Consider the following 13,099-nt stretch of genomic DNA (forward strand, 5'->3'; position numbering starts at 1 on the left):
CATTATGGTTTTAGCAAACCGGCTATTATGTGAAGCACACCATTGGGCGCAGGCCGGTTGATGATATAATTCTGATATCCCATTTCATACATTACGACGGCAGTTTTATTTCCTTTACCCAGTACTAGAGGATTCTGTAAAACCCTCCCCCAGCGGTCTTTAAAAGAAATACGTACCACTTCCCGTTGAAGATTCTGTACCCGCAGGGTATCCAGCGTAGCGGACTGCAGGCTCATGTCCAGCAGAAAATTACGCGTGGGCAAGATGTGGCGGCGCACCAATGCTGCTAATACCGCCGTATCAGCTTTCTCCAACGCCTGCATGGAATTCAGCTTTGGATCTCCCGAATTCAGAAAGGCATCATTAGATGGCGCCCATACGGTGTAAGTACCCTGGTTAGTCAACAGGTTCTGCAGGCCACTACGTTGTACGGCCAACGCAAAAAAGGTAAGCGGCGGCGTATTCACAATCAGGTCTGTCAGCGAGGGATATATTTCAGTCGTCAATATACCGGACAATACCTGTATCTGTCCGTTAGACGTATTGATATCAGTATCTTTCACTCTCACACCATTGACTGTCACCACGGTATCGGCGCCTGTACGGTATTTGCTGACGTATACATTTTTTCCGTCGAGGTTAGGGAGTGGCTGGTTCAATGCAAGCGGAAGTGACCGGAAGCTATAGTTACCACGCAATATGTGGTTGGCAAATAAGCGCCTGGCATCAGTGGGCAACGCAAGCCAGGAGATATCGCCCCCATCTTTCACTGCGCCTATCCTGGCGCTTTGAATGGCTGCGTTATCGGGAATCAGTGTAGTAAATGGGCCTGGCTGAGTCAGTGTATCCTGCAGACTAACTGCTTTCAGGCAGGTATCGAACAGGATAAAGTTGTAATTGGTAGATATAAGGAAGCGCTGCCGGCTGAAGTAGTCCGCGCCCTTGTCGGGAGTAACTTCCTGCTTGTCTTTTTTACAACCTGTACCCGTCAACATCCCCGCCAGCACCACTGGTATCAGCATCCGGCGAATATTGTATATGGAGATTTTCATATTGTATTTTTTGTAGCTCGTGTTTATGTTTATTTATTTAGATGGATGATAAAACAGCTGATCTGTTTCATAAATCACGCCGCTGCGGGTCATCATGTGCCGCTGCGGATCTGCATATAGCGTAGCCATTGGTATCGCCGGATCATTCGTCCACTTCACTTTTACCGTTCCGTCTGCCGGCTGGAATTGCGGGAAGAACGCCCGTTCCATGATCATATTACCCGTGCCGATGTAGTTATTAAACTGCCCGTTGTTGATGTATGGATTATACAACAGGTCATTATAAAAACTGATATTGGTGAAGATGTTCCGGAAATTCAACAACGCATGTTGTTTCAACACACTGTCGATTGGCAGGAACACTGTTGGATACTGTGAAGGAGTTACCTTAGTAGCAAATGCGCGGATATCATTCACTGTTTTAAAACCAGCTGCCTTAAATGCGTCGTTAACAGGCGCCATAATCATAGGTAACGCAAACTGCGTGATACCAAATTCTGCCTTTTTATTGGCGTAATACAAAGAATTATACCGCAGCGAATCCGCTACAATAGCCGGATTACCAGGAAACATCAGCCTGTTGGCAGCGTACATGCTGTCGGCCAGGCGAATGGAAGCCACGAACATGCTCAGCTCCGGCCTCGACAGCAACGTTTCCCAGGCCGTTAGCATAGGGCGTTGCAGCACTTTATCAACAGGCCATACATACCCATTTCCGGCCGTCAGGGCGGTATCGCTTTCCTTATTCACCGGTTCACCATTTACAAACAACAGCTTCGTACGTTTCAGGTAAAGTCGTTGCTGATAGATCAGGTTGGCAGCATTGGATTTGTCTGGTATAATTTCCTGCAACAGCGTGCTGGTTTCAATGCTCGTGATAGCCGAATTCAGCGCCAATGCACCGTAAGAACCGGTCACCACATGAAAGCGAACAATCTTCTGCAACGAGTCTTCCGGCAGCGTATTGATCACATCGGCGGTTAAACCGGCATTTTGCATGGCTGCATCCGTCGGCGCCAGGATAGTGAAATAACCGGCAGGTGCCAATAGCTGGTCCAGTTTAACACGGCGCGCAGCTTGTTTGAACAGCGTAAACCGGCTCGCTGCAAACACAGCACGGATATCATGCGTAGTGTCCGGAACGGCATGTGAAAAGGCTGCGCTATCATCCAACCCAATTTTTTCGCAGGCCGTGAAACCCAATGTCAGACCAGTCAGCAGCACCAGTATTGGCAGTATTTTTTTATTGATCAATTCTCTCTTAATAATCATAATCATACCTGTTAATGTTTTATGGATGGCTGATGTGTATACTGTCAGGATAAACAAGTATGTCTGAAATACCGTGTATCACTCCGTTTCCGGCTATTGCATCTTTAAAAGTGTATTGCAGGCTTTGAGGACCGATACGATAAAAATAGCCCGGGAACATTTCAAACCACGAACAGGCAACCGGTACGGGATTTACAGCGTTGAATAAAACAAAACCTTCTTTGGAATATACTTTTACGTCAACTGGAGAAGGTGCTCCCTGTGGCACAACAGGCGCATCACGGAAATCGGTAATAAAAATTCGGTTCGGGAGTATACCAGCACGGAACAGGTAATCGCTGTAATGTTTGGTATCGAAAGTATCGCTGGCGATGGCAGCGCTGGTAAGGCCACGCCTTTCCATTTTCGCATTTTCCGGCACGAAGAGCGTGAATGGCCCGTCGCCGCTGAGCTGTGCATACAGCCCCATCTTTTTCAGTGCCGCCACATACAGGCTATATTGCGGTCGTTGCTCCAGCCAATCCTTTACGGTAGGCGCAGGCACGGATAATGGCGCTGTCAGCACCTGGATGATACCGTTGGAAGCGCGTACATCGGCGTTGCCTACTGTTCTGCCATTGATGTGCAGTATTTTCGGCGAAGGAGGTACCTGATCGTTGATACCTTTGATGATAAGTGGTTTGGAGAAATAGATCAGCTTCCCGGAAAGGCTTTCATATTCGTTGCCGATCTGCCGGGGGATGTCGGCCGCAGGATAGATGCCACGCAGAATATGATAGCTGATCAGTTCTGTCAGCTGTGCCACACTCATTTTTTGTAACAGTGAATCTTGCGTATATCCTGCTTTATTGAAAGCGTCGTTGTCTGGTACCAGCAACGTCAGGTTAGCATCTTTTTTTGCCACCAGCGAGTCAAGCCCACAACGTTTCAACGATGCATTAAAAAGACTGAACGCGTAGTTACTGGTGAGGATAGTCTGCAGGGGCTGTACATCCGGCTGCCGTTCCGCCGGTACCGTGATCTCCTTGTTGCATGCTGAAGCCATTCCCAGCAGCCATAGCAGCAGCACCATCATGCCATTTCCTCTATTGTAGTGCAATTGTTTCATGTGATATCTTTTTTTGCAGATCAGCCACGGGGCAACTTTTCAAATGCCTGCTGTACCTGCATCATATAAACATGGTTATCGATCAGTTCAAAAATATTGACGGTGGGAAAGACGCGTATCTGTCCGCCGATCTGTGTAAAGAGATTCAGCTGCCCCTGCAGAATGCCTGTTTCAGCCGGCAACCGCGACAGGTTAATATTATTAATAGCAGCCTGACTAACGGAACAGTTCATCCGCGATACGCGGCTCTGGCCATGTGCAGAAGAGGCATCGCTGGTTTCCACAAAATCAAAGGCGAAAAAAGGCATAGTACCCGTTCTGTAGGCAGTAGCTTTATCCTCCCTGAAAAAAGTGCGGAGCATGCCTTTCTCATCAAAGAAATAATCACGGGGCAGGAAAGGCAATGCCAGGAAAGGCGACTGCTCCGGCGCTGTTTGGCGGTATAACGTTGTCAGATATACGTTGTTTGACTGTGGCAGTGGTTTATAGATATTGCCTTTCAGGTCTTCAAAATTATCATTAAAAATATAGTAGGTGTATTTTATAGCGATGGTATCTTTAAAAAAACTATAGTCGGGATACTTGCTGTCAGATGCCAGGAAAGGCCTTTTACCAGAGAGATTATAGAAGGTAACATATAGCTGGCCCGGATCGAACGACCGCTTCACAAACTGCTCCTGCCGCAGAGATACGCCATATTGATTTTTATCCCGGTCGGTGGTGAGTACGTTCAGCGTTTGTATTTCCCCGCTCTTCAGTTCCAGTACTGTATCTACCAGCACCCGCTTTCTTTTGAGCGCCGGCAGCTGCCGGAAAGCGGTATTATCTTCCGGCCGTACCACAAAAACAATCCTGTGTTTACCCGCTGGCACCTGCGCCCAGGCCGACAAATCAAACCCGTTCATAGACGGCGCTGTACGCACCCGCAATTTGCCCGGATATTCCGGATTGCTGTTGGTAACCCGGTTGGTAAGTCCGCCTCGCCCGTCTGTGCCGGCGTAACCGCCGTTACCCGCATCAAGACCTGTACCTGCGTTCATGGAATAAGAAGCGCTGAAAGGATCGCGGGTAGCCAGGAAGTCACCTTCAATAGCTCCACCGGAAGGAATACCCTGCTCATCAAACTCCGGATCTATCAACATACATAAAAAGGGCGGCGCCTGTCCTGCATGCAACACATCCACTGAATACGGGATGGAATTGAATACACGCAAATATGCTGCATCCTGCACATCGGGGAGGCGCTCATACTTATAACACCCTGTCAGCAGCAGGAGTAAAATACCCGTTGACCACCTTAATAATATTCGTTTATTCATTGCCGTTATTTTCATTTAGGAAGATACTTACCTGGTATGTTTTATCTTAATCAACCTCAATCCTGCCGGATCACCTGCGGGCTTGCCGGCCTTGCCAATCAGCGCTATACTATACATGCCCACCTCGGGGCGTACATTACCATCCGTGTAGAGATCCGGGTTAGCCACAAAAGAATTGGATAACAACGGAGGCACATCAGTCAGTAACTGTCCGGGGATCCTGTCGAGAGCCGATGCATATACCCTCACCTGCGCGGGCATACCAACGGGAGCGCCCATGTCTGCACCACTTGGGTTTCCGCGGATACCAGGGTCCCACATATATGCCACAAACGGGTTCTGATCAGGCAATATCCGCGGGCGGAGATTTACCTGCGCACCGGTGTTGATAGCGGGCTCGGTTATGTTGCCCAGTGGCTGCCCGTTGCCATCTGTAAACGTAACGTAAGGCACATTGCTGAGATTGAGGAAGCGGGTCTGCCAGGCATAATAACGTCTTACTAAAAAAAGCGAGCCATCCAGCCCATAATCAATCGGAGCAGGGCTTCCAGAGGGTTGCGTTGGATAATAGGCAGAAGCGGTCATATCGGTGTTGGAGCACACAATCTCCGGTTTTCCTTCATTGTCTGTCAGCCATGCGGTGATATTATCGTTGGCGTATAACTCAAATTTTTTCTCAGCCAGCAGCTGTCCGCCTGCATCGAAAGCCTGTATCTGATGCGTGCCTTTTACTACTGACGTATATTCGCCGGCGTTACCATAATCTATTTCACTGCCCATTGCTACGCCATCAACGCGGAAAGTAATTTTGCGGGCCTGCCAGGCATTTACGCCCTGCATGCGGGCATAAAAGGCGTTCACAGATGGCACCTGTTCGGTGATCACCCGATAGGCGTTGATCTTATAAAAGTTGGTGACATCGGTAGTGATATCCAGTTTATATCCAAATATAGCGGGCGTGATCACCATCGTGTAACTACCACCGGGTTTGAAGCTTCTGACCATCGTGGTAATACCAGCCTGTGGTGCATTCCCGCTGGTATTCATGATGGGGGTCATGGGCAGCTCTGCCAGTTGTTTGTTGAAATCGGGCTGACCATTATTACCGACAAACAAGCGGAAAGCAAAGGTGCCGTAAGGAATTTCCACACTTCCGGAAAGCTGGCCGGTGCCCACGTTGCTCAGTTTAGTATGTACCGGCGTACCATCTGCCCAGGTAAGCGTTACCGGGCCATTCAGTCCGAGGGTATCTTTGCTGACACCCAGATTCAATATCCGGATGTTGAAATAATCGGGCCGGGCAGGTGCGGTGATGTTCCGTATTACGCTGCGGATAGAGCCATCTGCCAACACATAATAATCGTGTGGCTGCAATGGATCATTTTGCAATACCGTATCTATCTGCAGGCGCACACCGGGCAAGCCGGGATACTGGATAATAGTGCGCGGCTGCAGCTGTATATGTATCATTCCATTTTTGTCGGGCAGCGTTACCGGTATATTCACCGGGCTTCCATTGGCCTCATTTTTCCATACGCCTGTTGGGAAAAGGCTCTGGCCCAGTTGGCTGCCACGCGTGGCGTCAGCACCGTAGGTAGTCAGTGGGATATTATTGATGCGCATGTCGAGCGGCATATTACAGAAGTTCAACAGCCGTATACCTGAAGCCGGAGTATTGATTACCTGTGAACCATCGGGCACAATTCCATTGTTCAGTTTATCTTTCTTACAGGCAGTCAACAGCATTCCGCACAATAGCACCTGGTAAAATATATATTTATGCATATCCATTCTTTTAATTATAACAGACGATAAGTGAGTCCCAGTGAGTATTCCGTACCACGATAGAACTCATGCCGTATGTAACGCACACCATGATACAGGCCGTTGGTACGAGGTGTGGAATACACTTCCCGGAAAGCGGGATTGAGAATATTTTTAACGAAGCCTTTCAGCGTGAAGCGTTTCATCAGGCGCTGGCTAAACACAACATCCAGCATTGGTGCAGGCCGGCTGTAGAGGTCGGGCGTACCATCCAGCTGCACCTGTATCAGGCGTTCACCTACCATATTAAAGCTCGTCATGAAACTGGTACCGGTGCGCGGATTATCATAATCGAGGTAGGCGTTGATGGAATAAGGCGCCTGTTCGAACAGCGGACTTTTATCAGAAGCGTTGCGGTCAATGGCGCGGGAAGCATTTACACGTTCCGCATTTTTGGTGATACTGCTGGAAGCAAACATCACGTTGGCGCCAACGAACAGTCTGCGGAGGGCAGGCGTGAACACGCCGAGGTTCTTACGTATTTCCAGTTCCACTCCTACCAGCTGGCCACGATTAGGATCATTCCGGTAAGCCACCACCGGGAACTCCGGGGCCAGGGCTTTGCTGCCCTGCGGATTATAACTGAATACTTTTGTGAGCTGCGATTCGATCTGTTTGCCAAAAACGGAGGCCGCAATCACTTCCCCCGGCTGCAGAAACCATTCCCATCTGAAGTCCACACTACGTGTCAGCTGATTTTTCAGATCGGGATTACCTACTACTACCGCAAACTGAAAAGGATCGAACTCATAGATGTTAGTCAGCTCCCGTAATTCCGGCCGGGCCAGCGTGGTGCTGTAACCCAGGCGGAAGTTCATGTTGCTGCGGTATGCATAGGTCAGGTTAGCAGAATAATATGGTTTGAAAGATGTTTTTAGTCCGGTATTAGGGCGGGCGGTACTAACGCCGGTGTTGACACTGCCACCGGCCAGCGGGCCGTTCACCAGCGGATTAAAGACGTTGCTGGTATCTACCTTTGCACGGATATCGGTGGATTCGAAACGCACACCTCCGGTGAGTCGCAGGCGGTCGTTGATATGAGCATCGATCATGCCATAGAAGGCCTGCGTTTCATAAGTACCAATATAATTATTCGGCGATTTTCTGATCTGGTAAAGGAAGCCCCCCACCCTGGGTTGTCCTTCATCATCATAACCACCCGGATCTTTCAGGCCAATGTTGCCATAAGATATCAGTTCATCCAGGCGGCCCTGCACACGATCCAGCTGCCCGTTATCTCCACCGAGGTTACTGCCCGGGAGGCCCATGACGTTTTCGGTGAAATCGCGTTCCCTGCGGAGGTAGTTATATCCTGCCTTGAAGAGTTGCTGACGGCCGCTGATATTGAAAGGTTGTGTAACGTCGACCTTCGCATTGTAGTTGTGCTCATCCAGTTTGCGGAATTTACGGCCGTTGGGATCGGCAAGGATCATTCCATCCGGACCGAGGCCATGCACGCTGCCGGATACGAAAGAATACAGGTCGCTCACTACACCGGTACCGGCAGGGTCTTGCAGACGGGTGGCGCGAGACATCGCCACATCCGTGAACCGGAAGTCGGGTTCATTCTGCGACGACAAAGAAGCGCTGAGATTATATCCCACACGCGGCGACCAGTTTCTCTTTATCAGTTGATGTTCGCCCTGGAAGTTGAACGTATTAAATTTCCGGTACGACTGCTTCAGCTGGTTCACGTAGTTGTACACGGGGTATTGCAATCCGGTGTTTTCCCAGGCGCCGTTGAGGTTGGCGGCCGATGCTTCTGCTCCGCTGCTGCCAATATACTGTGCCTGTATCTGGTGACGGGCATTAAAACGGTAAGTTAACCCCGTGAGGATACCATAACTCAAACTGGTGATGCCGGAGTTTTCCCGGTAGCCGAGGTATTTACCTAAGCGTGGGTTATCGGGTGTTACGAAAGGGGGTACATTCAGCGGATTATACAACCGTGGCACCGATTCATACCCATTTTCCCGTTTATCCGATCCCGTTAGTATGCCCTGGTAGATGCTGTATTGATTCAACGTAGCATTATAGCGGTCTTCCGTACGACGGTAGTAGTTAGCGCTGACGATTACACCCAGCTTATGCTTTTTGAACACGCGATAGCTGTTACCAAAAGAAACGGTATAGATCTGGTTCAGCACCGCCGGTTGTTGTGAGGTAGTGAGTACCGGATCAAATTTCTGCATAATGCTGTTGATACGATAAGATTCAGCTGCCAATGCCGGATTGTTGCGGCTCTGGCGGAAGAGATTTTGTATCTCCGGTAAACCTCCGGGGTATAAGTCTTTCAGCTGGTTAAATTCCGGAGAAAGATTATGAGATTTCACTTTTTGTCCTAAGAAACCCAGGTCATTGTTACGGAAGCCAGTATAGCTACCACCCAGACCCACACTTGAATTAACGCCGATCTGGGACGTAAATTCAAGCAACATGGAATCCGGAACAGATCGTGTTTTCAGCTCAATGATACCAGCAGCGGCATCGGCTGGTTTATCTGGCGTCATGGTTTTATATACCGTAGCATTGTCGAGCAGCGCTGCCGGAATGAGGTCCAGTGGTACCGTACTGCGATCGGGATCAGCCGACGACAGGCGGGCGCCATTCAGTTGTGCAATCACACTTCTATCACCCAGGCCACGTACGGCTACATATTTATCGTCTGTGATAGTAACGCCGGTCACCCGTTGCAGTGCCTGCGTGGTAGTGATGCTGGCGCTCTTGGCTATCTGTGCAGCAGAAATAGCATCCTGTACAATGGCCGCGTTCTTTCTTTCATTCAGCGTGGCCATTTCGGTGTTGGTCTTCTTACTGGCCGTTACTTCTACTTCACCGAGCTGTGTATGGTCTTCCTTCAATGTTATTTGCAAAACATCAGCGGGATTACCTACTTTAATTTCCTTTGACTGATAACCGATATAGGAAACCTGCAATACGATTTTGTCGCCATTGATGCGTATAAGGAACTCGCCATTGCCATCTGTTACCACGCCGATGCCGCCACCTTTTACTTTGATGGTAACACCAGGAAGCGGTGTGCCGTTGCGGGCATCTGTTACTTTACCTCTGAGTGGAACAGGTTGTACTGCTGGTTCCGGCGGAGCGGGCTGTAGTACCACGTATCGTCCGTTCACATTGTATTGCAAACCGGTAGCTTTTTTTACCGCGTCCAGTGCGGTTTTCAGGGTAACTGTGCGGTTCTGCAACGTTACAGGTTTGCCGAGCAGCGCAGCGGCGGCTTCTCCGTATGTAAACCGGAGTTTATGGCTTTTTTCTATTTCGCCAACCACTTCGCCAGCTTTCAATTGCTGCCGGCTGAATGTAAATATTTCGTCCAGCTCCTGTAAAGTGGCGCCCGTAGCCTGCAATGTGATGCAGCAACATAGGCACCAGCCATACAGGTAAGCCTTCGGCAAGAAAAAAAGTATACTGACAATGCGGTGTAACCATTTCTTCATATTATCTGATTTACAAAATGCGTTTAGTGTTATTGCCATTCCCGGAAAGACATAGCCATCCCCTGCCGCCTCCGCTGATGCGGTAGCAGCTGTTGAAGGTGGATACGTTTTTTAATAAATAGAGATCTGTTGGTTTGTTATACGGTATCTGAATTTCAGCGTCTGCGATAATAACTGCAATACTTTATCCAGCGGCTGATTAGTAAAGTCGGCGGTCACTTTTTCCTGCAGCAGGCCATGTCGGCCGGCAGCTGTTATTTTTACATCATACCATTCTTCCAGCGTCTGGCAGACTTCCTGCAAGGGCGTTTGCCGGAAAATCAAACGGCCTGATATCCAGCTTCCTGTATTTTCCGTGTCCAGCTTTTCCGTTTCATATATGGCTGTGACCGTGTCGTACGTCAGCCTGTTTCCGGCGGATAAATCGGAAAGGACTTTTTCGCCATATTGTACCCTTACCTTTCCGGATTTAACGGTAACGGCAGCACGCTGGCTATGTTTTGCTTCTCTTATTTCGAAAGATGTACCCAATACACGGGTGATCATATTACCGGCCTTTACGCGGAAGATGCGCTGCGGATCATCGGCCACCTCTACAAAAGCGCGTCCCTGTATGGTAAGAAAGCGATCAGTATCTCCATAATTCGGTGGCACCCGTAAAATAGTCTTCGGGAAAAGATAAATCCTGGAACCATCCGTCAGCGTGATTTTCCGCAGTCCCTGAGCGGGCGCTTCAAATACCTGGTCTGCAATAAGCTGTTGCGGCTTTTCTACATAACGGCCACGCTGGCCAAAGAACATCCATGTAACAGCAATAACAGGGATCAATATAGCAGCCCATCGCCACCACAGCAGTCTGCGATGTTGCTTCAGTTGCCTGATATTATTTTCTTCGCGGGAGATATATTGTTCTATCGCCACCAGCATTTCCGCTGCCAGCTGTTGTTTCTTGTCCTTATCCAATACCATAGCGGGCTCCCCTTCGCTGGTAAACCATCGGTCGATCAGGTCCTGTTCTATTTCGCTGGATTCCTTGCGCAGGTAGCGATCTATCATTCTTTGCAAATGATGGATATTCATTTTTCCGGTCTTTTACACAGTAAGAGTAAAAATGAAAACGGGATAACTATCGTGGTATGTTACCAAATTATTAACAAGTGGTTTTCAGGAAATATTCTTTAGAAAAATGGCCAGCAGCATCACTTCCCGGAGCCCCACCCTTATTTTTTTCAGTGCAGTATTCAGCTGATTGCGGACAGTTTGTTCGGAAAGGCCCAGTTGTCCGGCGATTTCCTGTACAGAAAGGTGTTGTTCGCGACTCATGCGATATACCTGTTGCATACGATCGGGCAAAAGTTCGACTTGTTTATCGAGGAGTTGCAGTAATTCTTTTTTATAAAGCGGGTCAATGAGTTGTTCAAATTCGGGCAGGATGTTCCTGGCTATTTCCTCCTGCCGCTGCCGGTCGCGGAGCATGCGGGAGATGCTGCGTAATATTTCATTGCGCAGGCTGCCAAACAGGTAGGCCTCCGGGGAATCCGGCAGGGTCATACCATGACGATACAGCCACAGGTTAGCGAATACATGCTGCACCACGTCTTTGGCTTCTTCCCGGTCCTTCAATTTCCGGAAGGCAATCAGGTATAGCGGTTCCCAGAAGCGATGGTACAGTTCATTAAACGCCTGTTTATCGTCATTTTTAATGAATTGCAGTAGCTCCAGGCTGTTGGCTGCTGAGTATTGCATCTGTTAGTAGAAGATTGAAGCAGGGTGCAAATTAGCCAAATGGCGGGTTATGGAGGTTTATGTTTACGTTAAATTCTCGCGATAGTCCTATTCCAGACTAACATATTCGCCCTCTACATAACCTCCATTAACATAACGTGTTTTGTCGTTTGTGTGCCAGGCATAAACGCCGGCTACCATAATTCCGAGGTCTTCTACATAATTATTAACAGTATGCTGCAGGTCGCCAAATGGAGGAAGGTTCTCCTGTAATAGCCGAAATTCTTTTAAATAACTGTCGTGGAGCGCTAATGCCATCATGTACGCCTCTTTTAACGGTATCTTATATTCATGTTGCATTACCTTAACAACATTCATCGTATCTCCTTCCCTGTGTATTTCCTTTGGAAGAGAAATAAAATCGTTGTGCATGCCTATCATCCATGCGCAGAGACTATGCAGCCGTAATATAAACGGATGTTCGAGTACCGTGTCTGGCAGGTCGCGATAATTTTTCTGCATTGCTACATATTTGCAAAATGGGAGTCCTCCGCTCGTGTCCAGTCTTATGATCAGATAAACAGGAAGCGGAGGAGGTACATTTGCCCTGTAGTATACTCGTTCTTCCGTATAACCTACCAGTAATTGGTATATAGAGGTAATATATTTTTCATACAGGCGATCAGGCATATTGCATGTAATAGCGTCCTGTCGCAAAACCCAGAATTGATGAAATATTCCATTATCGGTGGGTTCCTGCAAATCTTCTCCTATTAACAATGCTGTTATTCGTTTAGTCACTTCATTCATTTCGTTTCGGGTGCAACGATCCCAGTAATCGTCCATCATTGCGCCGTTTGCTGTGAAGTTTGCAAGCGGGCGGAGTTCTTCAATGCCGTTTAAAAACGGGCATCCGCGGGCGGCAATGTCAGTGAGATTATGTAACTTATGTTTCTCACGGGCAGCATCGCTATGAAAAGTGTATTCCTTGTCAATCCAGGCATAGTATTCCTCCCGCTGCTGTTGGAAGTCAGGATGGATAAAGTCGGGAAATGGGTAATGAGGCCTGGGCAAGTGCTGTAATCCGGCATAAAATTGTTCATCTGTGATTTTTCTGGACATGGTAAATAGTATTAATGGCTATTAAAGAGGGTGAATGGTTAGATAAATTTAAGTTTTTTGTTGGAATTATGTAGTGGTATAGTTATATACTCTGTTAGGCAATTTAGCAGAGGTACGCCTGGAAGTATTACTATTTGGATACAGTGGGTTATCTGGTCACTGCCAGAACAATTAAGTGACCAGTATTTCCGAGAACTAAGTTTACAGGTATATAAT

At 48.3% G+C, this 13,099-nt stretch carries 9 protein-coding genes; all 9 read right to left on the bottom strand.

Annotation, left to right across the window (positions count from 1 at the left end; genetic code table 11):
- Window positions 1-2: 2 nt before the first annotated feature.
- Window positions 3-1,052 carry a fasciclin domain-containing protein gene (locus tag UNH61_RS20190; protein ID WP_326993804.1) on the bottom strand — a complete coding sequence of 350 codons (1,050 nt, stop codon included), beginning with the start codon at window positions 1,050-1,052 and terminating at the stop codon, window positions 3-5.
- A gap of 33 nt (window positions 1,053-1,085) precedes the next feature.
- Entirely contained in the window at window positions 1,086-2,330 is a 1,245-nt protein-coding gene (locus tag UNH61_RS20195) for a fasciclin domain-containing protein (RefSeq protein WP_326993805.1), read from the bottom strand.
- Window positions 2,331-2,343: 13 nt separating this feature from the next.
- Complete coding sequence (locus tag UNH61_RS20200; protein WP_326993806.1) at window positions 2,344-3,432, bottom strand: fasciclin domain-containing protein; 1,089 nt, start codon at window positions 3,430-3,432, stop codon at window positions 2,344-2,346.
- Window positions 3,433-3,452: 20 nt separating this feature from the next.
- A complete protein-coding gene (locus UNH61_RS20205; RefSeq protein WP_326993807.1) occupies window positions 3,453-4,751 on the bottom strand; it encodes a hypothetical protein in 1,299 nt (432 codons plus the stop codon).
- Window positions 4,752-4,778: 27 nt separating this feature from the next.
- Window positions 4,779-6,536, bottom strand: a complete 1,758-nt coding sequence (locus UNH61_RS20210) for a hypothetical protein (RefSeq protein ID WP_326993808.1) — start codon at window positions 6,534-6,536, stop codon at window positions 4,779-4,781.
- Between the two features lie 14 nt (window positions 6,537-6,550).
- Complete coding sequence (locus UNH61_RS20215; protein WP_326993809.1) at window positions 6,551-10,036, bottom strand: TonB-dependent receptor; 3,486 nt, start codon at window positions 10,034-10,036, stop codon at window positions 6,551-6,553.
- 111 nt (window positions 10,037-10,147) lie between these two features.
- On the bottom strand, window positions 10,148-11,116 hold the full coding sequence (locus UNH61_RS20220) for a FecR domain-containing protein (protein WP_326993810.1): 969 nt from the start codon (window positions 11,114-11,116) through the stop codon (window positions 10,148-10,150).
- Between the two features lie 84 nt (window positions 11,117-11,200).
- Window positions 11,201-11,782: an RNA polymerase sigma-70 factor gene (locus UNH61_RS20225; protein ID WP_326993811.1), complete on the bottom strand. Its 582-nt coding sequence runs from the start codon at window positions 11,780-11,782 to the stop codon at window positions 11,201-11,203.
- Window positions 11,783-11,869: 87 nt separating this feature from the next.
- Window positions 11,870-12,883, bottom strand: coding sequence for a hypothetical protein (locus UNH61_RS20230; protein ID WP_326993812.1), 1,014 nt, complete (start codon window positions 12,881-12,883; stop codon window positions 11,870-11,872).
- Between the last annotated feature and the right edge of the window lie 216 nt (window positions 12,884-13,099).

Origin of the sequence: Chitinophaga sp. 180180018-3, assembly GCF_037893185.1 — a bacterium.
Classification (GTDB): Bacteria; Bacteroidota; Bacteroidia; order Chitinophagales; family Chitinophagaceae; genus Chitinophaga.

Coding starts and splice junctions, on each gene's coding strand:
- UNH61_RS20205 (WP_326993807.1), bottom strand. CDS start 4,751: ATGAATAAACGAATATTATTAAGGTGGTCAACGGGTATTTTACTCCTG.
- UNH61_RS20210 (WP_326993808.1), bottom strand. CDS start 6,536: ATGCATAAATATATATTTTACCAGGTGCTATTGTGCGGAATGCTGTTG.
- UNH61_RS20190 (WP_326993804.1), bottom strand. CDS start 1,052: ATGAAAATCTCCATATACAATATTCGCCGGATGCTGATACCAGTGGTG.
- UNH61_RS20200 (WP_326993806.1), bottom strand. CDS start 3,432: ATGAAACAATTGCACTACAATAGAGGAAATGGCATGATGGTGCTGCTG.
- UNH61_RS20215 (WP_326993809.1), bottom strand. CDS start 10,036: ATGAAGAAATGGTTACACCGCATTGTCAGTATACTTTTTTTCTTGCCG.
- UNH61_RS20230 (WP_326993812.1), bottom strand. CDS start 12,883: ATGTCCAGAAAAATCACAGATGAACAATTTTATGCCGGATTACAGCAC.
- UNH61_RS20220 (WP_326993810.1), bottom strand. CDS start 11,116: ATGAATATCCATCATTTGCAAAGAATGATAGATCGCTACCTGCGCAAG.
- UNH61_RS20225 (WP_326993811.1), bottom strand. CDS start 11,782: ATGCAATACTCAGCAGCCAACAGCCTGGAGCTACTGCAATTCATTAAA.
- UNH61_RS20195 (WP_326993805.1), bottom strand. CDS start 2,330: ATGATTATGATTATTAAGAGAGAATTGATCAATAAAAAAATACTGCCA.